This is a genomic window from Arachidicoccus ginsenosidivorans (assembly GCF_007971385.1).
Taxonomy (GTDB): domain Bacteria; phylum Bacteroidota; class Bacteroidia; order Chitinophagales; family Chitinophagaceae; genus Arachidicoccus; species Arachidicoccus ginsenosidivorans.
On sequence record NZ_CP042434.1, the window covers coordinates 5244385 to 5269756 of the forward strand.

The following is a 25372-nucleotide window of genomic DNA, read 5'->3' on the forward strand; positions in this document are numbered from 1 at the left end:
CAAAAATAATACTATTATTTTTAAAAAAAGATAAATTTATTAGTTTCCTATAATGTAGCTTCCATATATAATATTGCTCTTCAAATTGCATTAATTCAGCGACATGCCAAAAAACACTACAGCTATTTGCCAAAAGGTCTTTTTAGGTAATCAACTTCAGAGTTTCTGACCTCTTGTGAAGTAGAGTGATACTAAAATTAGAAAAGTTGACATTTCCGAATAGGCAGAAATATGTCATTATTCAGCCACCAACTGGTAAACCAGCCTCAAATCTGTACCCGGAAATATTGTTTCTGTTTCATTTAAGACCTGACATAGCGATCCTAGGGCCGCATCATGCCTATTTGTATTTAGGTTATGTATTTTTACTGTTAGTATTTTGTTTTCTAAATCAGGATAAAGGTCCGCATCTGAACTGAATATTTGTTGCAATAAACTCCTGCCTTGTTCAGGCTGTTTCATTGACTTTTGGATAATATTATACATTCCTGTTTCAGCACGGTAAGCGATCATATTTATGTTGTCCAAAAACTTCTTTCTCGCATTCACCGAGCTTAAAAATTGCTGGTCTTTAGGCAATTCAGAGAACTCAATATGTTGGTCTACGTCCTTTATTGCAGCGGTCAACTCCTCCTTCTCTTTTTATAAAGTTCTATATCCTGGAGCGCTTCTGATTGGTGCTTCAAATACTTTTTATAATTCTTGTCCTCCTCGTTTGCCTCTCCAATTTTCAAGGAATAACGGCCTAATTTATTTTCTGCCCTTGTTAGTTTTGAACTGACTGCTTTCTTCCTGCTGGTCAAATCCCGGTAAGCAGGATTTACTATGGTTTTGGTATCAGGAATCTCTACCTTAGCGTAACTCGCAATTGCGTTTAAACCGAAGTTCTCAGCCATGTATTTGAAGTAATTTTCCTGACACCATCTTGAGAACATAAATTGGCCTATTTCAACCACAGATAGTTTCCAATTTGTGGTAATTATAGCGGTCTGATGGCCCGATTTATTCCGCTTGCGCACTTCTCTGCATTGAATCGATATATTCTCATTTTGGTCGTTTTTTTTATTTAAAGTGACCACCTGTTCGGACATCTTAACATTTTCCATATTACCATATTCATCCACCAGTTCATAGTCGACAAATTCTTCTTCAGGCCATTTCGTCTTTACATTCTTTCTATAGGTGCAAATGGCAACGCGCTTCTCCCATAGACCAGCAAAGAATTCAATGCTATAGCACTCTCGATCGCAGATGATCATCATTTTGTGTAATTTGGGATCTGCTTTTAATTGCTCTTCTGTTGGCTGGTTTGGCGTATCCTTCTCTAATTGTGGTAAAATACGTTGATTGATTACGTCAATCATACCGGTGTTGATCGTCTCATTTACAACAAAGAAGGGTTCTCCTATCTTGTTGTTGACCCAGTAGTCAGTACTGCCGCTCAAACAAAGTTTATACCGGGTAACGTAACGCTTAGGCATCTCAGTTTTATGACCATGGTATAATATTACATGACCATCTATATAATAGGAGCCTACCTCAGGGTCGTTATACATCCAGTCTTTAGCCAGCGATTCACTCCATTGATCCAGGGCGGCGCCTTCAGAAAAGGTACTTATACGTTTGCGCAGTGTTTTGACTTCCGGAATACGGTCCAAGCCTAAAGCTTTTCCCAGCTCACCGCTAGATATCATAAGACTTTGGTTGATATTCTTAATCCTTAATAAATATAAGAGGGCCAATACCAAAAAAATACTTTGCTCCGAATAATACTTGTTCTCCCCGTTGGTAAACATCTTTGTATAAGAAAGTAGTCTATTACTCAGCAATGCAGGGATGGCTAACAAAACACCGGCGCAACTGAGATCTATTTGTTGATCAAAGCTAATTGGTGCTGGAAATCCTTTAGTGGAAGCAAGTACACGGTCAATCGTATTGTTACAGCCTTTGCCCATCGGGGCACTATCGTCTTCAACTACTCGTTCAGATTTGGTTAATGGCTTAGTGCTGTATGGCTCATTTGCCGTAAGGGTTGTTTGCAAAGCAGGCAATGTTAGCCGGCCTTGTGATATGGCTTTATCTATCGTATTCTTCTTAATACCCAAGTCACTGGCAATATCCTTTAAATCTTCTCCGCTGCTATACCTTATTTTAATTTCCTGCTTATGGTCCTCTGTTAACTTTTGATTGTTCCCGACTTTTTTTTTGAAACAAAATCGCTTAGTTTATTTGTTTCCTTAGCCTGCTTTACCCAACGTTTTAAACTTACATCACTAATTTCAAAACACCTTACGATTTCTGACTGCTTACAATTACCTGTCAAATATAACTGGACCGCAATAAACCTAAAGCTGTCACGATCATCCTTATGGTGCTGAAAAATCGGCATACCACCGTTTATGTAATAGACAAAATCACCCATCATTTTAACCGCAACACGACCACTGATCAAAGTTGCATCAGTAGGGAAAACAGGTATCTTTAACTGTATACCTTTATTTTTTAATAAGTTTTTAGGCTCCTTTGATTTTTCCGATCCAACAGGGTTTTCAGTCATACCAGGTATCTTTTTTAGTTCACAGTGTATAAAAGCGATTCAAAGATACAAAATTATCAAAGCCCCGTAAACATTGACACTAATAGCCATTAACAATTAATTATGACGGCATGAGGTCAGAAACTCTGATACTGTTAATGCGGGTTTACTTACAGGTACCTGTTACTACCGGTTGAAGCAATTGGATTTCAAGGGAACTCCCTAATATTCTAATATTATCCAGTTGAAAGCAATAAGTTCAATATTTAGCATAAAAGCATATCCCAATCCTGCCCATGACTTTGTCAACCTTCACCTAAATGGAGTAAGCTCGCCTAAAGGAAAGGTTTTTATCATTGATTTATCCGGCAAAGTCATAAAAACGCAAGTAATTACAGCGACTGATACAAAAATTGATATGGCTGGATTAGCGACTGGGGTTTATTTATTGAAATATGCGGACGGGGTGCATGATGCAAGATTTAGAATTATTAAAAAATAAAGGTGATGCGTGTTATAAAGATGGTCAGGCGTTTTGAAGAAGTTCTGTATGAGTTTACATAGATGTAACAATTAAATGTAACAATTAAATGTAACAATTAAATGTTACAATATGTAGGTAACAAAAGAGCTATAATTTTAAAAAACAGAATTAGCGCAATAAAATCACGCGCTATTTTCTTTTATTTGTAGGGGTGAATTTAGTAAGGGCAGGAATGGCAATGGTTACTAAAGGTTACTTAAGAATAGTAAATGCTTTTGAATAACCATTCCATTGCCTTTATCTCCGCCTCTTCCTTCCATCTGCATTGGTCTTCCTTGCGTTTTGTCCAAAAAGTTAATACGAAATTAGAATACGAATCCCATTGATCTTTGTTTCCAGTCGCGATTTAAAACGCATTAAACAACCGCTTTTACTCCTGCCGTTTTTTGAGGGAGTCTAACATTCAATAACGCCTTCGCTTGCAACGCTAATGATTTAATTATTTTAATATTTGTTCCTAAATTAAAAAGTTGATTATTAGTCTCTTCTTTTGTCTGTATAACTATTTTTAGATGGTAATTTTTATTATATGAAGCCCGCTCAAGTTTCTTAAATGTGTCTTCTAAGCTTTCATTAGAACCTTGAATTTTTACGGGTACTGGTTCTCCATTATAATAATCCTTCAGGAATCCATCAATCCCATTATTTCTTTGAACAGGAAAGGCGTTGATACTTTGCAGAATCATTAGCTCTTCATCAGATTTAACAGCATAAACTTCTTTTCCATTTTTTAGTAGTTTGGATTCAGAGATCACCATATCCTTTAATCTAGTATTTGCTAGCTTAACTGCTTCAGCACAAATATCAATGCCTAGGAAATTTCTATTTAAATATTTTGCTGCAACACAGGTTGTTCCACTTCCACAAAATGGATCAAGGACAAGATCTCCCGGATCTGTAGAAATACTGATGATTTGCCTTAATAGCTGTACTGGTTTTTGTGTCGGATATCCTACTCATTCTTTTGCCTTTGGATTCAGATAAGGTATTTCCCATATATCAGATAGTGGCACGCCTTTTTTCTCTTTTCCGATGACCACATTTCCATTCTTATCCCTTTTGTATGTCGACTTACCAAATTCATTACGTGCCCTTTTGTAAAATCGCACGGATGAGGGCCAAAATCCTACGTTTATTCGGCCACCCATTTTTGGACTTTTTTCTGCCATCTTAACAGCTTATTTTTTTCACCTATTTAAATCTGGCCAAATATTCCTATTTTATAATGAGCCACTTTATCTCATCTTTAGTTGCCAATTATAGAGATCTCAGATAGAGCATTTATTGATGTTTAGGGCCTTTTGGGATGCAATCCTTCGTTTCGCTACGGCAAAGCCTTCGCTCCACTCTGGATTGCATCCCAATGCCACTGCTTCCGATAAAAGAAGGTAATTGGCAAAATTGCATTTTGGCTTGGAACAAGTGCGTTTAAATGGTCTATGATTATAAGAATTATTGGTCGGTTTTAAAATGAGAATCTATCAAAATTTATGGAATAGCTTAAAATGTCATGACAGTATGGCCATTTACCCCGGCCGAATAAACATAGGATTATGGCTTTTTTATTTAGGAATTTACACCTTTCTTGTAAAATCTGATCAAGATTCGTGGTAGCAGCATAATCCGTAAAAATAAGATTGAACTTAAAATTTTCAGTCTTCGCATAAAAAATATAATTTGATGCGCATTTAATAGCCCCTTTTTGGCATTTGACTAACGTTTATATGCCCAAACAATTTCACTTTGAAAATTACGAGGACCAAAAACTACATCTAAAACCTGCCTGATATGATGAGAGGCCGTTTTATCACAATGCAAAAATACACTTCCTGTATCTTTTAATACTCGCCGACATTGGGTCAATATAGCCTTGATCAAGGCTAAATATTGTTCCAAAGATTCAAATTTATCGTCAAATTGGTAGGTCTTTTGACTATCTGAACCAATTAGTTTGTGTGTTTTTTGTGTAAAAAAAGGTGGGTCGAAATAAATCAGATCAACGATGCCATTTTTTAAAGTCTTAAGATACTTAAGACTTTCAGCATTAATAATTTTATTTAGTTCCATTGCTATTTGTCATTTTAATTTACTTGATTGCTGTTTATAATGTCAACTTCCTTCCTCGAATCATATTTCTTATAAAACCCGAATGCTTTAATTTAGGAACAATTAGCAAAAATAATCTTTTGAACTCCAAAGATAAAAAATACGCATACGTCTCAGCAATTCAGAGTCAATTTAAGTAAAATTTCCGTTACTGTGCTAATTTCCAAGACTAGGCATAGCTCCGCCAGCCCAGCAAGCTGAGTCAATTTAGTAGCGTAGTTAGTAGGTTTAGGTTTGGTTTTAGTTGGAGTTAAGAAATTGGTTTCGTAAGGTTTATGGGCTTATCCTCCCGCCTCTTTATCTATTCCAGGCGGATTTGGCACCGTTGCCTGTTTTGCATGATCGTTTCTTTGCATAAGACCCGTTCCAATAAAACAGATTTAAGCCGGTCCCACAGCATTTTTATGGTAACCTTTGACTGTTTGACAAGCTTAACCACCGCCTTTGACTTTATAGTTAATTGATGAATTATATGGGCTATTTGCAGCAGTATATAGTATTTATACAGGTTCATGATGCTTTTGCGAACAAATTTGTGCTCCATATTGAACCCGTTATTCTTCTGATCATTGAATCCTTTGTTTTCTATTAGCCATCTGCTGCGGCCAGAAGACATAAAACGTCTGACAATTGATTGAAGCTGTGGGCTATCTAAATTAATGTTTAGGTTGGTAATATAGGCGAACTTGGTCACTGCTTGACTGTTATGCTTTGGGAATCTCCCCTCCATATAGTTTAACTGGTGGTTTTGGTGTTGGAGGTTAGCAGCCCATAGATATTGAACATCTCCTAGGTTTGCTTCCTTTTGCCCTGGATTCAGCACTTCCGGGTACACAAAACTAACTTTTTCTAGGGTGTCCTTAATCTGCTCGTCCAGTTTTGGAAGGTTACCGTCTTTACGAGTAATTATATATTTCCAGCCATATTGCTCGCATTTTTTCATAACCGTTGCATTGGCATAGAGCCCATCTAAATGCAAACAGATAGGCAGCCGGGGAAACAGTTTGTGTAACTGGTCTGCGAGCCTGGAGAAGGCAGCCAGTTCACAGTCCTGCTTGTCATAAAACCCTTTTCCTTCATTACTAAGTAATTCACTGGCCACAGACAGGCAAAGGCCATTATCCGTTATGATTTTAGCTTCTAGTACACTGGCATAATAAGTAGTTGTATTATTTTTTTTCTTGGAAAGCGCTCCATCCAATGGTGGGGTGTGATAACTCGCAACTCCAGTAGCATCCATTACAATATGATAATAACCTTCTGCCGGATTAATCACTTTGGATCGGATTAAAGCGTTAATCATCTTGCCTAATACCAATATCAGGTCTCCAGCATCTACTGTTTTAATTACATTGTTCACCGTATCAAAGTGCGCTAATTGCATGTCGCCGTGTAATGCTTCAAAATTATCCTTAAAATAGCTCCCATCTTTCCTTAGTTGGTTCATGTTATTACGGGTTGAACCCTGAACCTGAAACATGTGAATGACCTGGGTCAATAGGTTAGACATGCTATATTTACAACAGTTATCAATCCGGTGGTCCTTCACCTCGCCAAGCCAGTCCGACAACTCAGGAAAGAAATGATGGCTCACTTTATTTAGCTGATAAATCAAATCAGCGGTGCTTAAATCTTGAAAATTCTCCTATGCAAAAAAAGTGCCAAAAACAGTGAAGAAAAATTGTAATTAAATGATTATTATTTGTTTATAATTTATATATATTGTATATTTGTAGCAGCTCTTAACGTAAAAAAAGCCCGTCTAGGGAACGGGCTGTCAACTGAATGTTGATAAACAATAAAAATTATGGAGAATATTGAGGCATCGCCTAGGCGATGCTGTGTCTATTATATAATATTTTATTTTAATGCATAATTTACACGCCTAGCCCTGCCATTGCGATTTGCTGACCATACAAAGAAACAAAATAAAATTAGTGCGAAAAATATTTTTACCGACCTCTGAAAGCTACGCTACCAGTAAAAAGAAATTTGACTCTGAATTGCTGATACGTCTAAAAAATCAAATTAAGAAAGGGCCAAGAGGTAACAATTTAAAATGATCTGGATAATAATCATGTCACAAATGAAAATAAATTAAATAATATAATCACTAACCAAACAAATATTACAAATGACGCAGTAATTTGTAGTCAACATAAAAGGTTCCAAAAGGAATAAAGCAAGCTACCAGTACTTTCCAGGTGGTCACTTTGAACTTCCAACCTTGTTCAACACCAACCCGCAGTGCGTTAAAGACAAATAATAAAAATAAGCCACCATGTATGGGGCCTAGTAATTTAACCAAGGCAGGATTTCCATTAATATATTTTAATGGTACGGCAATAAAAACCAAAACAAGTAAAGAAATGCCTTCTAAAACAGCCAGCATTCTTAAGCGGCCTACTGAGGAAAATAAAAGCTTTTTCATAAATAAATGTAGAGTTTAGAGTAAGGGTCTACTTGATAACGGCGAAAACGGCCATGGGATAGCCATAAATATTACAATTAGAGCGATAGAGAACCAGATTAGCATCGTTTTAAATTTATCAGTATCTAAGTCCCTTCGCTTAGCAAGTGCCGATCCAATCGTAATGAGTGTTATAGCTAGTAACATGCAGCCAATATGTATGACACCGAAAAAGAACAAATCTTTACTTGACTTATCGCTGCCCTTTGTATTCCAGAATAACTGTACAAACGGGCTTTGGGTATACAAAACCATACCGATCAATAGCTGAATATGGGCTACAGTCGCTGTCCAATGCCGAAAAATATTGTCGGTTTTACTAAATACACGGTTTTTAATAAAACCAATAAATGCCCTAAAAATACCACCCAGTAAGAAGGCTAAAACAATCCAGCGAAACAAAGAATGCAAAGGCAATAATATTGAATACATTTAGGTAATTTTTATTATGGTCATCATTTATTCTTCAAGGTTTCCGATTTTTCAACCAAATCCTTTTAAAGTTCAAGATTGTGGGTGCACCCATGAAAAACCATAAGGCAAGGATAGGATCGCAAACAGCACATCCAGCTGAAGAATTAGGTGCGAAAATTATAATTGGTTGTCCGCTTAGGTGATGCAGAATATCCCAGGCTGAGTGCAGTAACCAACCAATTCCAATAAAATAATAGGATTTTAATCCTTTGTAGGCTAACGCCAACATCACAGCCCCGAATACATATTCCCAGATACCTAGGCCTCCGTTCCAATATACACTTCCTGCGCCAGCAATCAGTATTGCATTTAATTTTTGCCTTCCTGGCTGACTGACCGTAGACATTAAGCTAATAAAAACAAAAGCGATTAAAACTGCTGCCAGGGCATTTAATAAGGTAAATCCCGGGATTACAAGTTGATGAGCATTCATACTATTGAATGTTTTAGTATTTGCAGCAAAGATAATCCAAAAACATACTAGATAGTATGTTTTTGGAGAAAAAATTATTCCAGCGTCTTTAAATAGTTTTTAAGTTCCTGTAAATAAACAAAATATACTTTCTTGCTATTAGCTAGTTTACCAAAATTCCGTATACCCCAATAACCAGACATAATAAACATTGTAACCTGTTTTTCATTCACCTGCTTAGCAACATGCCCATTTTTCTTTCCTTTCTCAAGAGCATTTGTCATGACTTTAATCCATTTTTGGATAAGTACATCAAGTGCCTGATTAAAATCGGTATTCCAAGGGGTCATTTCTTGGGTAAAATTTGATGCCGGACACCCATATTCCACCTTTAAAAACTCATTTTCAATTAATAAGTTATACATCAGCTTATAAATTGCCTCCAATGGGTTTTCTGTATTTATAAGTGGCTCAATAAAACTTCCTTCAAGTGTTGGTTTCAATATTTCGTTTATAATCGCCACTCCCATTTCATCTTTATTTTTAAAATGATAATAAAAAGCGCCCTTAGTTACGGCCGTGGTGGCAATAATATCATCAACGCTGGTTGTCTGATATCCCCTGATATAAATCAGCTCAAATGCCTTTTCCAATATTTTGCGTCTGGTTTCTGCCGATTTTTTCATAAAATACTACCTGGTATATAGCAAAGGAACAAAAAAAATAACTAGCAAATCCAAATCACCCAATCATTTTGGCGACAATCCAATCAACAGGGACAACGCACCACTTAAAATCTTTGCCAGAGAATGATAAACCTGGCAACCATCTTCTTTCCAACTTTCCCAGTAAAGTAAGATCAATCCGACGCTTTTGGTATGGCGCGACCCTTACTTTTATGTATTTAGGTTATAAGACCCAACAGTAACCTTTAACAAGGATGGATTAAACATTGGGGTCTACCAAGCAGAACGAAATAATGGCATTGCAGAAATCAACCCAGAGGATATTGAGAATATCACCGTCCTTAAAACCGCTGCCGCCACAGTCCAATATGGATCAGCAGGAGTCGAGAAGGAGTCAATGGTGTTGTTATAATTACAACCAAAAGTGGTAAAAACAACCAAAAGGGTGTCTTTGTAGATGTGAATGCCAATTACTTCCAGAATCGGCATCCTATCTGCCCCCAGTTTCAGAATACCAGAGAAACTGGCTTCCCAAGGCAGGTACCCTGTTTTTATACCGTCTGAATGTTTGCATATTCTAGCAAAAAGATATTTCAACAATATTGAGCCTAAGGCAACTTAAACAATCTCAGCATCTCGGGGCTATCCACTGTCCCAAAGCTGCTATCCACTGCAAATTTACTGCCTTCCTTTGACTTGTAAATAGCTCCTTTGGTCGCATTATAATATAAGAAATACACCGATGTGTTTTCAGCAGCCGTACCATGAATCATAATAAAATAAAGGGGTAGACCACCAACGACATTTAAGGTCCCGATGCCCCTACAATCCTCCCCCATAAACGCTGCCATCTGATCACCATCGGTTGGTGCAGCTCCATACATTTCGGGCAGGGTAACCACCGCCGTCATCGTATAAGGGTAGTCCCCTGCTGAGGTAATCGACCAATTGGGCGCCTCTTTTCTGACCGCTGGCTCTTTTTTACAGCTGGCAATTGTACCACAAATCAGCAAGAAGGCCACAAAAATATGCCCTACAAATTTTCTTTTCGTCACCACGGTCTTCATCACACTCATCATTTTGTCACCATCATTTTCGTCATAATCATTGTCATAATAAAATATTTTTATGTATACCTTTAGTACTTAGTAATAGATCAAAATCTATTACTAAGTACTAAAGGTATGCCACGCATAAGATTAAGATTAAATCCAATTATTCATAGTAAAGGCCAACTTTCAAAAGTCCAATTAATGCCTTTACTATTTAACTTCTACATCTGCTTTTACTTCTACTGCTTGCCAAGCAGTAGAAACTCATTTTACAACACTTAACAGTACCTTTTCCATTATATCGACCAAAGCACAATTAAACACACAATACCCTAGCAATACCTTTATTAAAACCCTAATCATATCCTCTAGGCTGTTTGTCAAATATTTTCTCTTCGGAGCCCTTCTGCTGCTGTTCAATTTTACCGCTTGATCACTTTATAAGTCTCAGAATGCCCATCAATGGTCACCTGTATCAGGTAGACACCTGGTGCAATATGTTTATCTAACCTGGATCCCGAGCCGGTGCCAGGTTTCCAGCTAGTATGATACGACAGGCCGGTCACCTGCGCATTAGGACTCTTGTAAACTAGCCTGCCGCCGATATCAAAGACACTATATTGAATGCTGTGACTGAGCTGGCTGCTAGCCAGATCAATGGTCAGCTGGACTTCATTTTTAAATGGATTCGGGAATAGCGTAACTTTTTGCTTTCCGTCCGTCCCAAAGTGCAGGACATAAGGCTGCCCGATAGATCCCAATTGGCCATTGACTGCGTAATTAAAGACAGCTGGTGAGCTGGCGATCACCCTGCCCTGGCGTTGCAGTTTAAAGATTACAGGATCAGGGCTGTTACCCGCAATATTGAATAAGAACACAGGTTGCGCTCCCTTTCCTGCCCCTGCAGGCAGGGTGTATGCACCAGCCTTGGCCCTTAATTCTCCGCCCACATAAGCCAGGACGATATCTCCAGATTGTATTTTCGTGCTGGAATCCACGGCTGCGAGAATCGTCATATTCTCTGCATACTTAAAGTTAGCCGCTAATCGCAATTGGTTCGTATTCAATAGGCGACGATTACCATTAAGCCTGCTCAGATGTAGATTCTGGTTCTGAACCCGGCTCAGGCCGAGGCTGCCGCCTAATGCACCATAATGGAAACTGGTCTGGTCGTCAGTTGTCCTGTACAGCATATAGCCACTACCTGGTTCCATATAAGTCCGGTATTAAAAGAACACCCAATTTACGGGAGCTCTCTCATAATCTTCCCTTCCTAAAGGCCTAATAACGCAACTTCTTGCGTTTTACCTACGTCTAATATGATTTGTACCTATTTACATTGCCCCAAAGAAACAGTTAAAAATTATAAAGAGTACACTTTTCAATAACTATATAGACGCTTTGGAAGGTTTTTGATCCTCACTCTTTTTAAAAATACCCTGGCCCCTAAAGTGCCGCATGTTTCTTTTAATGACGGCTCAAAATGATTAACTTGATTATCTAAAACTAATTGGATACAAGGCACATTTGGCAAATGATCCTCCACAGGTTTCTTCGGCAAAATATGCATAGCCGTCTATTTCCTTTATAATATGGCGTTTCAACTACTGCGCATTTGTTTTAATACTTCTATTCTTATAAACTTAATTTTTTAGCCAAGGTGTAATTAATAAATTATAATTGGTGCCATGTGTACCCTGCATCATTGTTCTCCCCTACAGTTTGTACGGATTGGGAGAACAATGATACATTTAGGTGTGTACTGATATTAATGGTTTTTATTCATACAACCTGAGTTAAACAACCATTGGCAAATATTTTTTTCCCAAAAATCCTTATATGATCAGCAAATATCCCCTTTTATAAGAATTTATTATTTTTTATCCTCAAAGGCCAATACGGACACTAGCGGATAATGATCAGAAGCATTCTCTGCCTTTAATACTTGGTGTGAAATTACCTTTAAACTACCCGCGGGTCTAAAAGCCAGGTAATCGATAGCGCCATCAGCCGAAGCCTCTTCATGAAATGTAGGTGCACACTGATGACAGGTCCTAGTGAATGTCTGGTCCAGCAATTTTATCACCTCACTACTTTCTTTTGAATTAAAATCGCCTCCAATAACAAAGGGATAAGGTGATTTACCGGTCAAACGAATAATCTCTTTAATTTGAAGCAGCCGATTATCGCTGTGATAAGCATCCAGATGGGTTGAGCCAAACTGGATCGTCTTATTGTTAGGTAAATGCACTAAGGCAGTAGCCAATACTCGAGGCTCAGCCTCCTTGGCACTATTAGAAGGTAGTTTATGCGTGGCAGTGTTTGTCAATGGGTATTTAGATAAGATAGCAATGCCATACTGGCCACCTTCCAGATCTATGGTCTTTGCAAAATAAAAAGACTTATAACCTGCTTTCGATGCAATGGTGGCTATTTCGTTGATATGTCCATCCCGCTTGGTATTCACATCCACTTCCTGTAAGGCGACGATATCAGGTTGATGTTTCTTTATGATGGCGGCAATGGCATCCACATCAATTACACCAGGCTTGTCTGGTGGATTACCATGATGTATATTGTAGGTCATTACTTTAAAGGTATTGCTTTTCTGAGCATGGACTGCCATCGGCCTTATTAATAGAAAACCGGTTAGCAGCATAAAAGTTAGCAAGATATTGCCAGTTTGTGTTTTTCGCATATTATTTAATTTATATATAATTTTATTTGTAGAACCTATTTTTTGTATCACCAATTTATTGATACACTTTTACCCAATCAACAATCATCTCAACGGGCAAATCGGCTGGTTGTACCTCTCCCACCCAATCACCTCCGAGTTGTTGGTCGATTAGTACATAAAATGGCTGATCAAAGGGCCATTGAGAGGAGTCAACACCTTTTACTCTTGGATAGGTAAATGTTCGCTGGCCATTTACGCTATACACAATACTATCCGGATACCATTTAAGACCAAATACGTTAAAATCATTGGTATTGAACTTGGCTGTTCCAAAATGTGGTGGATGCTTATCTTGTTTCAGGTTCAATGTGTAATAGGAATGAATGGTCTGATATATAATACTGTCATAGTTCAGATGTTCCATTATATCAATTTCTCCGTTACGAGGATAAGCGCCATGCTTATTGGTCGCTGCCAGCATCCACATAGCAGGCCAGGCACCTTTAGCGGCGCCCAGTTTTGCCCTTATCTCAATTTTGCCATATTGAAAGGCAAATTTCCCTTTGCTGTATATACCGCCTGTAATAAAAGGGCGTTTATCCAGGCTTGTATCTGGATTGGGTATGCCTTTTAAATGGAGTAGTCCATTTAAAAGTGCATAACAGCTGGGATCATAAGACATATGCTTATTCCAGGCACTTTTGCCAGCAGGTACCTTTGTCCATTTAGTCGTATCCAGGCTATTGCCGTTAAAATCATCTTTCCAAACGAGTTTCCATTTATTATCTACTTGTCTCTGATGCTGCTTTTGATTTTGTATATACTGGTAGTTGTCTACCAGCGTATAGGTACGTAATTTACAGCCTTGTAGCAAGCTTATTATGATTACTGCTAATAATATGAGTCTTTTCATGGATAGAAACTTTTCAATTTTTCTGGTTTGTTGATAATTAGCACCCTAGGGCTACCTGTTATAATAACTTAGTCTCCTTTAATTGTTTAAACAAATACTTTGCCCACTGCTCATACCCTGCGGGCTTTAGATGAATATCACCCGTATAAAAATCTGGATTCAGCTGACCATTTTGCAGTAGCATTTCTTTGTTATATTTATACACAAATACATGCTTATTATCCGCCAGGGCAGCAATGGATTTTTGCACCCCAATATATTTTTGCCTGAGCACACTACCGGTGCTATCTCCAGCCGGCAGTGGGCCGGTTAGCAATATTTTAGCCTGTGGTAACCGCTTTTGGGTAAGCGCCACCAGTTTTTTAATGCCTGCAGCAATTTCATCAGGGGTAGCATCATCTAAAAAATTATTGACACCAATGGTGATAACTACGACTTTTGGGGTACAGACATTGTAATTGTACTTTTCTACCCTCCAAAGGAGGTTTTGTACTCTATCTCCAGATATACCTCCGTTGGCATAAACATATCCATTAAACTGCTGATCAAAAGCAGCTTTCCCGGCACCTCCTCTTATCAGGGATCGACCGCCAATACCCAAGGTAATAGAATTGCCCAGCATCAAGACATCTACCTTACCTAAACTATCCAGGGTATGCTGAATATTATCTGCCTGATCATACCAGGTAGTGGCTGCCACCCAACCCGCTGAAAGCGACCGGTATTCTGCACCAGGTGCTGCTATGGTCGCCTGATTGACAAAATGACCGGTAGCTCGTAATATAAAGTTGACAATAGGCGCTGGATTCGCTAAACTATGCGGATGGTGATAGCCCCCTGATTTATGAATGACCTGAATTTCTCCACCGGCTGTTTTGACCGCCTTTTCAAAAAGCGCTGTATTTTCTTTTACCGGGACCAAAGTGTCTGCATCACCTACTACGTGAAGCATTGGATAATGCCCTTGAACAATCGCACTTACTTTGTCTAGCGGATTTCCTCTGAAAGCCAAAGCCTGGGATTCAGAAAGGTTATAGTCCTTTTTAAATATAGCCCAGTCTCTCGCACTACCGATACTTCCTCCTTTCCCACCTGGCCAGCTTTTAAAATCCAATACGGGTGCATCTGCATAAACGCAGGCTACTTTGTCTGGATTTACTGCTGCCCAGTCATAAATATAAGCCCCACCCCTACTGAACCCTTCCAATACTGCTTTTTTATTAAGTCCAAGCCTTGTATGCAAATAGGCATAAAATTTATTCCACAGTTCAATACACTGCTTATTCCCATATAATTCAGAAGCGTCCATATAAGCAACGGTAAAACCTCTTTCCAATAAGGCTATTTCGGTTTGAGGCTGATTGCCAAAAAAGCGGGCACGCCAAATCCATGGATGGCCAGCAGCAGCCGTATAGGGTGCAACTACTTTGCAGTTTCTTCCGGCAAATTTAAAATCAGCGCATTGATAACCATGGTAATTAGAAATAGTTTTAGGGATTTTTATTTTACTGAGCACACTACTTATGACAGGCTTTAACATTATCTGTTCATATAAACGCTGTGCAATTTTTTGATCTCCTAATGGATTTGGATGAACGACTCTATCGTGGTATAAATCACTTCTATTGATAAACATCGGATGAAAGTCTATCATCTCTACCTTTTTATTATAAGCCACATGGCACTCCATAGGAATAATCCTTTGAACGATCACCTGATCATAAATACTATTGGTGTCTTTTACAAAAGCCGCTAAGGGAAGCAACATAATAACACGGGGGTGCGAGGGTAAGGCCCTAAAAGAATCAATTAAATCACTATAATCTTTTTCAAAATCGCTATAAAAAGGGCGGTTTACTGCTTTACTGTCATTTGTCCCCAGCATAATGGTTACAATATCCGGATCACTTGCCAGCGCCTCATGGTAGGCCTTTTCTATCCAATAAGGATGGTTGCCTTTTCTAAGCAGGGTTCTGCCGCTAACACCAAAGTTCATTACTTTATAGCTGCTGCCTAGCATGGCTTGCAATTGCGCAGGGTAAGAATTTTTATTCCGAGGCACTATACCACTGCCATAGGTTATGCTATTGCCTACGCAGGCAACGCTTATGACCTTTTTCTGTGTAAAACCAAAATCCGGCAGGATAAGTAACAGGCTTAAAACCAATACCAATATCTTTTTCATATAAATATTTAAATTATTGATGCAAAAAGTCTTATTATCGAAAAATATCAGACAAGATCAGCTTTGACATTACTTAATAAGTTGCCACCGCCTTCGCTCCAATACCTAATAGATGCCGATTACTTTCGATACTGCTTTGATCCAGCCCCGGGCGATTAGTTCATGACCTGCAGGCATTGGATGTATGCCGTCCCAGCTCCAGTGGGACGGGGACGTAAATTTTTCAGCTTGTTTAAACTTTTCCCCAAGTGGGATATGGATGGCCTTGAAGGCTACAGCCAGCCGTTTTACTACTTTTTGATAGGCAGTCAACGACTCATGATACTTCTCAAAATCAGCTACCGTACTCCCCAGATTAAACACAAAAGGATCCATTAATACCAGCACCAAATCGGGATTAGCCTTTCTTGCCTGGTCAAGAATCTCCCTATAATCCTTTTCATAAGACTCAATAGAACTTGGGTCGGGCTGCGCATGGATTATTTTGCTAATATCATTAATCCCCACCAGAATACTAAGTACATCTGGTTTTATATCCAGACAATCTTTTTGCCAGCGAGCCTTTAAATCCCTTACCGTATTACCACTAATGCCCCGGTTGAAAAATTGCAGATCTCGCGCAGGATAATCATAACCGATCTTTGCAGAAATTAAATATGGATAGCTTTGGCCTACCAGATGGTTCCAATCATGGCTATTTTGCCATCTACCACCATCCGTAATAGAGTCGCCCTGAAAAAGAATGCGCAATGATTTTCCGCTGTTTGGGCCTGGAACCAACCCTTTAATTGAAGTAAAGGAATGTAAAGAGGCCAAAGAGATACCAAGGCCTCCAAAACTCAGTTGCTTTATAAATTCTCTACGACGACTCATTTTATTACTTTTATGTTCCACCAAATATTAAATTGTTTTACCAACAGGCCTAATCAATATTTCACAAGAAGTTTCACTATTTTATTGGCACATTGAATAACTGGGCGTTTTTTATTAAAGGAGTTGCCTTTGATTTTGTAATAAGGAGTTTAAAGTTTTTTCCCGTTACAGCATTGAATGTCTGTATCCTTTTATTCCCTACTGACGCTCCATCACAAACAAGGACCCATTTATTCTTTTTTCTAACCAGGAATTGATAAGACTCTATGCGTTCCCCTTTTGCAATATCTTCCTGAATCAGTATTTGATTTACGCTTTGTTGCTTGGAAAAATTAAAAACAAGGCTATTTCCAGTACCGTTTTTTGTGGCTAGTGGATGGGAAAAGCGATTTCTAATCTGATTGCCGAATTGCTGTAATCTGATACTATCTGCACGGGGAATTAAGCCTGAAGTATCGGGAGTAAGTCCCAGAATCAAAGTAGCATTTCGACCTACGGAATTATAATACATCTGCACTAGGTTTTCTAAAGGCCAGATATGCGCATCATCACCTGGCTCCCAGAACCATTCATGGCGACCGTTATAGCCCCTGAAGGGGGCGTCCGCCATGGCAGGCATCCAGTACTGGCCAGCATTATCCCCGTGCTTGAGTAAGTAAAGGTCATTAGCCTCTATTTGCGGATAAGTCTTCGTTACGGTATTCGGATAAGTAAAAGTAGACCAGTTGGGATAGCCTACGGTGCCGGTCTCAGAACCGCCCCACCTGGCATCGGCTCTCTGTGCATTCCAGTAAAACAAGCAATTCGGTTGATATTTTTCAACAATAGGCAGTACATCTGGCGTATTTTCCTTAGGATTTGCGGCGCCGCCATCAAACCAAATCTCAAATAAGGAGCCATAGTGCGTACAAAGTTCTTTCACCTCCGATTCCACCATTTTATTATAATATTGCTGTCTTTTCTTTGTAAAAGCAGGATCTTCCCCCTGGACCTTAAAATCATATACCCCGAAAAAAGAATTCCAGCGAATGCCAATATAAAGCCCTGGTTTCAGTCCATATTTATGGCAGGAATTGACAAAATCCCGTACAATATCCCCTTTACCATCTTTCCATTTTAAAGCCTTTAGTGAATAAGGATTGACTTCTGTTTGAAATAAGGCAAAACCCGTTTCATGGGTAACTGTAAGGATGGCAAATTTAGCACCCGCTGCCTTTGCCGTACGGATCCATTGATCCGTATTTAAACGGGTAGGATTGAAAATATTATAGTCGGCAATAGGTGTAATCCGGTTATATGGCTGGCTGTACTTTTTACCGTCAAAAACATGTAGATCATAATGAAAGACAACCCCCATTTCAGCCGCTTGCCAGGCTAACTGAACTGGAGTAGGTAATATAAGTTTTGGCTGCTGTGGCGATTGTAAAAGCTGCGCCATTAACCGATGTCCAAAACAAACCAGCAATAATAATGGGATATATGCTTTAATGCTGCTACTCATCCTAACTGCGAAGATTTAAATGTTTCTGACTTTATGTTTAAAATGTCTTTTATTTATCCAAGGGACAATTTCTGTTGGCAAAGCCATGGCATCCTTATTAAAATAGTTCAGTTCCTCAGGCGATGGTCCTACCCATTCAGACCTGCATCCTTCAATTGTGATAATACCTGAACTGGGATGAACCGTAAGGGTGGTATAAAGTGCATCTTTGTAGGGGCAAGTATAGCAAATATAAGGATGTTCTTTGTGAATCTGGGTTCCATAACTATTGTGTTTAAACTTGCCCCCCATCCAAAAGTAGGAAGCTGAATTAATATGCATATAATGAACCCCGTCAATAAAATACTGACTATCAATGTGCGTATGACCGTTAATGGCAATTAATATCCTTTTAGAATACCTGGAAAGTAATCCCTGAATTTGTCTTGCATTATCGACTTCCAGTGCACCGGCAAGGGGTTGATGGCTGATGACGACAACGGGTTTGTCAGCCATTTGAAGTTGCGCTTCCAGCCAATCGGCCTGAACTTGATTTATATTGGATGGGTAACCACTTTTGTAGGCAGGTCCTTTTTCGTTCCCATCTAAAATAATAAAACGGATGCCATTCACGTCATTGGTATAATACCTGGCAGGCATTCCCCAATATTCAATACACTGCTCTTTGGTGTGACCACCATCTGTATCATGATTGCCAATAACATGCATCCTTACAGGATGGGCATTATTGAAAAGATCAATAACCGCTTTGTTTTTAACATCCGGATAAGCCAAATCTCCCATTTGTAACAGTGCATCTGGCTTAACAGATTTCATGTGATCCACAAAGACTTTTAATCTTTCAAGGCCATTGTGAATTACATCGTGGTGTAAATCTGTAATGATCCCTATTTTAGTCGTCTTTGCCCCTTGACTAAACATACTCAATGTATAACCAGGAATTTGCAGCGCAACGCCTGTTACCAGGACTGTTTTGACAAAATGACGGCGTGAAATTGCTCCGGACATGGATAAAGAAAAATTAAAATTTTTATGCTCCAATTGCTTCAACAAACTAAAAAGGATTCACCCAATTAAAGATAAAGCCCCTGTCCACAAAACTATAGTCATAGTACTAAATAAAAAAGTGATTAATTACCCATAACTGCCAATATTTTAACATAAAACAATCATTCTAACTATTGTTTATTGGATAAAGAAATTGCTGGTTTATATAGAAATTGAACTTTAAAACGAAATCGCTGAAAGTTTGTTTTAGGCAAAAAAAAATAGAAAACTAAAGGTTGATATTCGGTCGATTTACATCCCCAAACATCAACCTTAATTTTTCTTCTATTACGCTTGCCAATTACTCCTTTAATTGCTATATCTTACTTTCTATACTAATTTAGCTTGATTTGAATATGATCCATTACTAAATCTCCTGAGTTTAAGGGTTTGTCCATTTTCCTTGCATGCCCCCTAAAAAACCCTTCACCGCCCATATTACTATACCCAGCGATTAACGCTTTGATGGATCCTTGCTCTTGCCAGGCTCTGATGTGTTGGTGTCCATCAGAGATTACACTAAAGAAGGATGTATCATTTGTTAGATCTGCCTGCGTAATATACATTTTTGTAGATCTGAAATCATTGGTACCCAAGCCATTTCTATCTAGTCGCCAAGCTGTGGTTGGTAAGACTGGAGGTCCCGCGGGACCAGATATCTTCGTATCTGACCTAAGCTTGGCTGTACCCGTCTCGCGACCGATATGATCTTTTGGATAGTAGGTCCACAAGCCATTTCTTTGCCAATCTAACTGTTGAAAACTTTCTGGTAAAGAAAACACAAATCCCCATTGACGTGGATTGACATCTTTCTGAACGGTGTATTTATAACCAACATTTAAGGTCCCGTCAGATAAGAATTGGTAACTAATTGTTCCTTTAGCTTCTGTATAACTTTCCTTAATGCTTACTGTAAATTCTTTAAGGGATTTATCCAATTTAATTTCTTCTACAATCCGGTTCTTGCAAACATCTGTGTATGGCTTAATATCTAAATTGTCTCCAGTCATTTGGGTTCCATTTCCCCAACCATTCAATGGCAGAATCATAAGTCTGGGACCATGATTCCAAATTCGGTCACCCTTAAAGCGAACCTTTTCAATATCACCGGATACTAAATTAACCTGAACCTGAAGATTTCTAGTCGAAGCCATGAGTATATTGCCCTTCTGTTCATAGTTCCAGGAGGCTATTGTTGCCTGGGTACTCGCCTTTTCTGCAATGGATGGTACAACATTAAATGCGTATATATCAATCATTACACCCCTAGGATCATAGACTTTAATCATTAGTTTCTCATTGGACGAAGGTTGTTTTGCAATGGCAATTTTTGTTGTCACCTTGGCATCTCTTTTTGCATCCACCTGTATGAAGCCATTTTGTCCCGCTAAACTCCATTGTATTTTACACTCACTCAGATTACTGAAAAGCATTCTATTTTCTAATTGCAAGCTTATCTGACCATTTTGCCAATTGCTGAGTTGCTTTATTTTAACCGGAGAATAGACTTTTTTGACATGCCAATACTCAGGCTTTTTTCTACGCCACCCATCCAGCGGCCCCAGGTGCCGTATCCTACCGCTTTTCCGTCTGGCAGAAAAAAACTATCATCAATACCAGCCCAAATGGCCCCGCCTAGTATAGCAGGCGTGCGATACATACTTTCCCACATTGATTTAAAGCCAATTCCCCAGGCGTCACGCACCCCTGGATCAGTGACCAACTCCTGTCGGTTATAAGCATTTAAATGAACATATTCATCAAATACTATCGGACGCTTACTGTTTTTGAATTTCTCCGGTCCTTCTGGACCTGGATAATGATAATTGGTAATTTCCAGGTCTCCATCGTCTGCCGCTGGCCCCCATTGGCTAAAATTGCGGGGACGTGTCGGATCAAATGCTTTGACCAACTTGGCCGTTTCTTTAAAATATTCTTTATATTTTTCGGACTCATTGCCCACGGACCAAATAAGGACAGACGGATTTGATCTGAAATAATTGACCATATCCAGGGTTTGGTCAACTAGTAAGGTGTGATACAGAGGTGTGCCCAGAGGAACCGGTGTGTTATGTGCCCAACAAAAGGGTGCTTCTACCTCTAAAAACATCCCCAGCCGGTTACAGGCATCTATTAATTCCTCGGGCGGCGGGTAATGAGATGTCCGCATATAATTTACATTCGCTTCCCTAAATAGTTCCACATCTTTTTCCCACATGTTATCATTTACCGAGCGGCCCCGAAGTGGCATGGTCTCATGATGGCAGACGCCTCGAAGTTTGATCGGCCTGTCATTGACAAACACCTGATTGCCCCTGACTTCAATTTGCCTGAACCCAATCCTTTTATAAATAACATCCGCCAATTTATCGCCATCCATAATGCTCAGCTTAACCATGTAAAGATTAGGATGCTCAGGATCCCACTTTTCTGGCTTTTGTACCTCAAAAGAAATATTTTGCTGCAGGAGGCCTCCTTTTTCTATACCTGCTTGAATGTTCGCACTTTTTGCCATTACTTTAGTCTTTCCATCTGCCATAAATAACTCCATCCTGACACTTAAATCCTTTTCACTTGCCTTTTGTTCATTGGCGATAATAATATCCGCACTTAGCGTTGCATTCTGATAATCTTTGTCAAATTGGGTTTTGAAATCAGCATATGCAAAGTTTATTTTGGGTATCGCGACCAAATAAACCTTTCTTGTGATACCTCCTATTGGGTGAGCCGCATATTGAGAACCACTTGCCAGTGAATCGGCCAGACTACTGCATTTGACTTTGACAACCAACTGATTATTGCCACTCCATTTTACAAATTGAGTTACGTCCACTTCAAAGGGAGTAAATCCACCCAAGTGACTGGCCGTTTTCTGACCATTCAGCCAAATTTCAGATTCACTGTACACACCATCAAAACGCAGTTTTATCCGCTTGTTTTTCCAACTTTTGGGCAGCATAAAGCTTTTCTGATATCCTGCATAAGCATCTTTTGCCACTTCAAAGCCTTGCATGACCCACTCCCCGGGGACTTGTATATCTTTGGTACAAGGCGCCTTATTGACATTTTCAGAAAACAGCCATTGGCCATCCAGCGACAACTTATCCGACTGAGAAGAAGCTGCTGGTGATATCCGATTGATTTTTAAGGTCTCATGATCCGTTGTGGTATAATCTATTTTCTGTATTTGAGCACGAACAACATGCCCAAAGATCAAAAATATAAAAGCGATAATTGCTGTAAACCTAAACTTCATCTTTAATATTCAAATTTTAGAACCATTAAAATAAAAAACATTTCTGCTCTACATCAAGGATCATCTTTTGTAAGATGCAATAAAATAATTTATGGTTATTTTCGGATTGTAAGGTTGAAAAAATAACAATAACTGGTGAACAAAACCTGTTTTCAAAAATCTCCAAAAGCATTGTTCATTTTATAAATTAAATTCTAAAAACCTTTTACCGTCTCAATAAGATAATCCTGGGAAGAACCATCTGCCGCCCTAACTGTGTAAATCTGATCATTTGTAAAATCCCCCGCTTCGCCTAAGGTAGGTGCATCTCCCTTGGGACTGATCGTCGCCGCATCGGAAATAGTCATGTACACCCATAACTTACTTAATTGATCCTTTTGAATTAAATTCTCAAACTGCTTGAAAAGCATTTGTTTGGATACAGAACCTGTTGGCCCGGCTTTTAAAACAGAATTTTGATCATAAGTCAGGGTTGTTCTAAATCCAGTCATTCCATCCTGGTCAATTTTCTCCACATTTTTATAGAAAAGCACTTCACAGACTCTACCTTCCATTATTTGCTCACTGGCTGTACCTTTTTGCAGTGTATCGTTATACAAGAATCTATAGGTATAATCAACCGTCGTAAGCAATTTATCGCTGGAGTTAACCAGGTTTTCCATGCCGCTTTTCAAACAACTTGAAAAAAGTAAGCAGGTCCCCAATACCAAGGAGCAGAAAAATCCGTTTACAAACTTATTCATATATATTTATTTTTAAATTTAAAAACTATTCCCATCCTGGATTTTGCGCCACACCTGATTGTAACCGAAATGTTTCATTAATGGGCAAAAGATAACGTTTAGGAGAGAAACGAGCTTCACCAACCGCATTATTATCCGTAAAAAAAGAATATGATTTGCCGTCCCTTGAAATCCGTATTCCTCGTAGCGCACCTTGGAGTTCCGGGATGACATACCCACTATTAACATAACGGCCGTCTTTCACTCCACCGGAAGTTCTCATACCCCATCGCAACAATGACCAATAATAATCATTATCCTCATAAACCATCTCTACATTGCGTTCTTTTTTATAGGCTTCAAATAGCGTATTACCCCAATTATTACCTGTCAAAGGAGTAAGATAAGCCATTACCTTATCCGCATTAAAACCACCATGCTTAATCATTGTAGGTGCAATATATTTTTTAGCAGCTTCAAAGTCTCCTTTCATAAGATAGGCCTCCGCCATATTCAGATAAGCCTCCCCATATCGAAGGACAACATATAAATAATCCAGTTTTTGATCTGAGGGGCTAGGTAAACTCACGACTTTATCGTAGAAATATTTCAACATGCAATAACCTGTGGAAGAATTATAATTTTCTGTATTTCCCGCCTTATAGCCATATTCTTGTTCGGATCCTTCATTAATTTTGCTGTTCGCATTACTCACATTGCCGTCTCTTCTGAAAAAGACCCTCACCTGATTATCAAAATACAAACAACTATCGTACAAAATGGAAGCGTAGAATCTTTGGTCTCTTTTCTTTGTATCGCTGAAATACATTTTTTCATCGACATTTTTCCCTGTGGAAACATAAGAGGCTTTATCCCACTGCCTGATAGTACCATCAACGTCTGCCACCAAATAATCATCCACAAGATCCTGTGTTGGCCATGCACCACCATCCATTCCCCAGAAATTCATGGTCACACTAATTGGAAAATGTTGTTGGGCATAGGCGGAAAATTTTCCCGTAGACCATAATCCCTGATATTGCATAGGCGTATCGTACAGAGAAGAGTTTGTTTTATTGCGCTCCCTGCCTAAGATAATTTCCTTGGAAGCAATGGCCGTTTCATAAGACCGAAACATATCCGCATAAGGGCTTAACTGTGAACCTTCCGCATTTAGCCCTAGCGCCTGACCAGACTTAATGACCTTATCATAATAGGTACTGTTGGCTATTCCGCCATCGACATAAGCCGCTGCCTGTAGCCCAACACGCATTAGTAATGCATTAGCGGCACTTGAGCTAGCCCTACCCCGCTCAGCAGTTGCAGGTAATGTCCCAGCCGCATCCTCTAAATCCGATATAATAAAATCATAGGTATCTTTTATGGATGCCCTAGGAATTTGCAGATCATCGTCCAAGGTAAGGATTTTATCAATAATTTGAAGACCACCATATTGTTTCGCATACATAAAATAATGTGCTGCACGCAAAAAATGCAGTTCTCCCATTGCCCTTTTTTTGAATTCATCAGAGAACGTATTGCTGGCCTGAATATTGGCCATAGCCGTATGAATACGCCATAAAAGCCCGTAATCCAACCAACCATAATTATCTGTCTTACTCATGAGTTCTGCCCTGTCACGGGACCAATAAGCACTATTTAAAGTCCCTGTCATGGCATTTTTTGTACAGCTTTCTGACCTAGCAGCATTAGGAGATGCATAGGCGGCCATCCATGAATCATTTCCCAAGACATCTGCATATAGTTGATAAATAAAGGCAGTAGTCAGGTTTTCACTGCTCCAGGTTTGTTCACCGGTAATTTTGTCATACGGTTCCGTATCCAAGTAATGTTTGCAAGAGGAAATTAGAAAGCTCAGACAGATCAGAAAGAATATATTTTTTTCATTATCATA

Annotated in this window: 25 protein-coding genes and 1 pseudogene; 2 read left to right on the top strand and 24 right to left on the bottom strand. The window is 39.0% G+C overall.

Going from position 1 to position 25372, the window contains the following annotated elements; genetic code table 11:
- Window positions 1-237 precede the first annotated feature (237 nt).
- From FSB73_RS21005 to FSB73_RS21015, 3 genes are all read right to left on the bottom strand, one after another.
- Window positions 238-627 carry a putative transposase gene (locus tag FSB73_RS21005; protein ID WP_146786834.1) on the bottom strand — a complete coding sequence of 130 codons (390 nt, stop codon included), beginning with the start codon at window positions 625-627 and terminating at the stop codon, window positions 238-240.
- Window positions 624-2042 carry a putative transposase gene (locus FSB73_RS21010; RefSeq protein WP_146786837.1) on the bottom strand — a complete coding sequence of 473 codons (1419 nt, stop codon included), beginning with the start codon at window positions 2040-2042 and terminating at the stop codon, window positions 624-626. Before FSB73_RS21010 ends, FSB73_RS21005 begins: the two co-directional genes overlap by 4 nt.
- Window positions 2043-2176: 134 nt before the next feature.
- Complete coding sequence (locus FSB73_RS21015; protein WP_146786840.1) at window positions 2177-2557, bottom strand: transposase; 381 nt, start codon at window positions 2555-2557, stop codon at window positions 2177-2179.
- A 223-nt stretch (window positions 2558-2780) separates the two neighbouring features.
- On the opposite strand from FSB73_RS21015, the gene FSB73_RS21020 reads away from it, so the two are divergent.
- Complete coding sequence (locus FSB73_RS21020) at window positions 2781-3038, top strand: T9SS type A sorting domain-containing protein (protein WP_158639646.1); 258 nt, start codon at window positions 2781-2783, stop codon at window positions 3036-3038.
- Between the two features lie 398 nt (window positions 3039-3436).
- On the opposite strand, the gene FSB73_RS25805 is transcribed toward FSB73_RS21020, so the two are convergent.
- From FSB73_RS25805 to FSB73_RS21055, 9 genes and pseudogenes are all read right to left on the bottom strand, one after another.
- Entirely contained in the window at window positions 3437-3838 is a 402-nt protein-coding gene (locus tag FSB73_RS25805) for a hypothetical protein (protein WP_225974235.1), read from the bottom strand.
- A gap of 27 nt (window positions 3839-3865) precedes the next feature.
- Window positions 3866-4018, bottom strand: a pseudogene (locus FSB73_RS27335) (DNA methyltransferase); the annotation flags it as partial.
- Window positions 4019-4036: 18 nt separating this feature from the next.
- A complete protein-coding gene (locus tag FSB73_RS25815) occupies window positions 4037-4249 on the bottom strand; it encodes a hypothetical protein (RefSeq protein WP_225974236.1) in 213 nt (70 codons plus the stop codon).
- Between the two features lie 544 nt (window positions 4250-4793).
- Window positions 4794-5147 carry a DNA methyltransferase gene (locus FSB73_RS25820; protein WP_225974237.1) on the bottom strand — a complete coding sequence of 118 codons (354 nt, stop codon included), beginning with the start codon at window positions 5145-5147 and terminating at the stop codon, window positions 4794-4796.
- A gap of 340 nt (window positions 5148-5487) precedes the next feature.
- The gene (locus FSB73_RS21035) at window positions 5488-6801 is read right to left on the bottom strand and encodes a transposase family protein (protein ID WP_146784473.1); all 1314 of its coding nucleotides are present in this window, start codon (window positions 6799-6801) and stop codon (window positions 5488-5490) included.
- Window positions 6802-7314: 513 nt separating this feature from the next.
- Window positions 7315-7617 (bottom strand): DUF3817 domain-containing protein, encoded by a 303-nt coding sequence (locus tag FSB73_RS21040; protein WP_146786844.1) that lies wholly within the window; start codon window positions 7615-7617, stop codon window positions 7315-7317.
- A gap of 15 nt (window positions 7618-7632) precedes the next feature.
- The gene (locus FSB73_RS21045; RefSeq protein ID WP_146786847.1) at window positions 7633-8088 is read right to left on the bottom strand and encodes a hypothetical protein; all 456 of its coding nucleotides are present in this window, start codon (window positions 8086-8088) and stop codon (window positions 7633-7635) included.
- A 34-nt stretch (window positions 8089-8122) separates the two neighbouring features.
- Complete coding sequence (locus tag FSB73_RS21050) at window positions 8123-8563, bottom strand: DUF6010 family protein (RefSeq protein WP_146786850.1); 441 nt, start codon at window positions 8561-8563, stop codon at window positions 8123-8125.
- 74 nt (window positions 8564-8637) lie between these two features.
- A complete protein-coding gene (locus FSB73_RS21055; RefSeq protein ID WP_146786853.1) occupies window positions 8638-9228 on the bottom strand; it encodes a TetR/AcrR family transcriptional regulator in 591 nt (196 codons plus the stop codon).
- Between the two features lie 298 nt (window positions 9229-9526).
- Here FSB73_RS21055 and FSB73_RS25825 point away from each other — a divergent pair, with 298 nt between their 5' ends.
- Complete coding sequence (locus tag FSB73_RS25825; RefSeq protein WP_394344860.1) at window positions 9527-9640, top strand: hypothetical protein; 114 nt, start codon at window positions 9527-9529, stop codon at window positions 9638-9640.
- Between the two features lie 196 nt (window positions 9641-9836).
- On the opposite strand, the gene FSB73_RS21065 is transcribed toward FSB73_RS25825, so the two are convergent.
- The 12 genes from FSB73_RS21065 to FSB73_RS21120 form a co-directional block, all read right to left on the bottom strand.
- Complete coding sequence (locus FSB73_RS21065) at window positions 9837-10298, bottom strand: hypothetical protein (RefSeq protein WP_146786856.1); 462 nt, start codon at window positions 10296-10298, stop codon at window positions 9837-9839.
- 404 nt (window positions 10299-10702) lie between these two features.
- Window positions 10703-11494 (bottom strand): T9SS type A sorting domain-containing protein, encoded by a 792-nt coding sequence (locus tag FSB73_RS21070; protein ID WP_146786858.1) that lies wholly within the window; start codon window positions 11492-11494, stop codon window positions 10703-10705.
- A gap of 659 nt (window positions 11495-12153) precedes the next feature.
- Window positions 12154-12978 carry an endonuclease/exonuclease/phosphatase family protein gene (locus tag FSB73_RS21075; RefSeq protein WP_146786861.1) on the bottom strand — a complete coding sequence of 275 codons (825 nt, stop codon included), beginning with the start codon at window positions 12976-12978 and terminating at the stop codon, window positions 12154-12156.
- 55 nt (window positions 12979-13033) lie between these two features.
- Window positions 13034-13873: a glycoside hydrolase family 16 protein gene (locus FSB73_RS21080; protein WP_146786863.1), complete on the bottom strand. Its 840-nt coding sequence runs from the start codon at window positions 13871-13873 to the stop codon at window positions 13034-13036.
- Between the two features lie 58 nt (window positions 13874-13931).
- Complete coding sequence (locus FSB73_RS21085; protein WP_146786866.1) at window positions 13932-16058, bottom strand: GDSL-type esterase/lipase family protein; 2127 nt, start codon at window positions 16056-16058, stop codon at window positions 13932-13934.
- A gap of 105 nt (window positions 16059-16163) precedes the next feature.
- Window positions 16164-16931 carry an SGNH/GDSL hydrolase family protein gene (locus FSB73_RS21090; protein WP_146786869.1) on the bottom strand — a complete coding sequence of 256 codons (768 nt, stop codon included), beginning with the start codon at window positions 16929-16931 and terminating at the stop codon, window positions 16164-16166.
- Window positions 16932-17007: 76 nt separating this feature from the next.
- Complete coding sequence (locus FSB73_RS21095; protein WP_225974238.1) at window positions 17008-18432, bottom strand: alpha-L-fucosidase; 1425 nt, start codon at window positions 18430-18432, stop codon at window positions 17008-17010.
- 15 nt (window positions 18433-18447) lie between these two features.
- A complete protein-coding gene (locus FSB73_RS21100) occupies window positions 18448-19440 on the bottom strand; it encodes a metallophosphoesterase family protein (RefSeq protein ID WP_146786872.1) in 993 nt (330 codons plus the stop codon).
- A gap of 374 nt (window positions 19441-19814) precedes the next feature.
- Window positions 19815-20930 (bottom strand): hypothetical protein, encoded by a 1116-nt coding sequence (locus tag FSB73_RS21105; RefSeq protein ID WP_146786875.1) that lies wholly within the window; start codon window positions 20928-20930, stop codon window positions 19815-19817.
- 35 nt (window positions 20931-20965) lie between these two features.
- Window positions 20966-22735 (bottom strand): glycoside hydrolase family 2 protein, encoded by a 1770-nt coding sequence (locus tag FSB73_RS21110; RefSeq protein ID WP_146786879.1) that lies wholly within the window; start codon window positions 22733-22735, stop codon window positions 20966-20968.
- A gap of 194 nt (window positions 22736-22929) precedes the next feature.
- Entirely contained in the window at window positions 22930-23478 is a 549-nt protein-coding gene (locus FSB73_RS21115; protein WP_146786883.1) for a DUF5018-related domain-containing protein, read from the bottom strand.
- A gap of 25 nt (window positions 23479-23503) precedes the next feature.
- Window positions 23504-25303 (bottom strand): RagB/SusD family nutrient uptake outer membrane protein, encoded by a 1800-nt coding sequence (locus FSB73_RS21120; RefSeq protein WP_225974239.1) that lies wholly within the window; start codon window positions 25301-25303, stop codon window positions 23504-23506.
- Between the last annotated feature and the right edge of the window lie 69 nt (window positions 25304-25372).

Coding starts and splice junctions, on each gene's coding strand:
- FSB73_RS21015 (WP_146786840.1), bottom strand. CDS start 2,557: ATGACTGAAAACCCTGTTGGATCGGAAAAATCAAAGGAGCCTAAAAAC.
- FSB73_RS25805 (WP_225974235.1), bottom strand. CDS start 3,838: ATGGTGATCTCTGAATCCAAACTACTAAAAAATGGAAAAGAAGTTTAT.
- FSB73_RS25815 (WP_225974236.1), bottom strand. CDS start 4,249: ATGGCAGAAAAAAGTCCAAAAATGGGTGGCCGAATAAACGTAGGATTT.
- FSB73_RS25820 (WP_225974237.1), bottom strand. CDS start 5,147: ATGGAACTAAATAAAATTATTAATGCTGAAAGTCTTAAGTATCTTAAG.
- FSB73_RS21040 (WP_146786844.1), bottom strand. CDS start 7,617: ATGAAAAAGCTTTTATTTTCCTCAGTAGGCCGCTTAAGAATGCTGGCT.
- FSB73_RS21045 (WP_146786847.1), bottom strand. CDS start 8,088: ATGTATTCAATATTATTGCCTTTGCATTCTTTGTTTCGCTGGATTGTT.
- FSB73_RS21050 (WP_146786850.1), bottom strand. CDS start 8,563: ATGAATGCTCATCAACTTGTAATCCCGGGATTTACCTTATTAAATGCC.
- FSB73_RS21055 (WP_146786853.1), bottom strand. CDS start 9,228: ATGAAAAAATCGGCAGAAACCAGACGCAAAATATTGGAAAAGGCATTT.
- FSB73_RS21070 (WP_146786858.1), bottom strand. CDS start 11,494: ATGGAACCAGGTAGTGGCTATATGCTGTACAGGACAACTGACGACCAG.
- FSB73_RS21075 (WP_146786861.1), bottom strand. CDS start 12,978: ATGCGAAAAACACAAACTGGCAATATCTTGCTAACTTTTATGCTGCTA.
- FSB73_RS21080 (WP_146786863.1), bottom strand. CDS start 13,873: ATGAAAAGACTCATATTATTAGCAGTAATCATAATAAGCTTGCTACAA.
- FSB73_RS21085 (WP_146786866.1), bottom strand. CDS start 16,058: ATGAAAAAGATATTGGTATTGGTTTTAAGCCTGTTACTTATCCTGCCG.
- FSB73_RS21090 (WP_146786869.1), bottom strand. CDS start 16,931: ATGAGTCGTCGTAGAGAATTTATAAAGCAACTGAGTTTTGGAGGCCTT.
- FSB73_RS21095 (WP_225974238.1), bottom strand. CDS start 18,432: ATGAGTAGCAGCATTAAAGCATATATCCCATTATTATTGCTGGTTTGT.
- FSB73_RS21100 (WP_146786872.1), bottom strand. CDS start 19,440: ATGTCCGGAGCAATTTCACGCCGTCATTTTGTCAAAACAGTCCTGGTA.
- FSB73_RS21110 (WP_146786879.1), bottom strand. CDS start 22,735: ATGAAGTTTAGGTTTACAGCAATTATCGCTTTTATATTTTTGATCTTT.
- FSB73_RS21115 (WP_146786883.1), bottom strand. CDS start 23,478: ATGAATAAGTTTGTAAACGGATTTTTCTGCTCCTTGGTATTGGGGACC.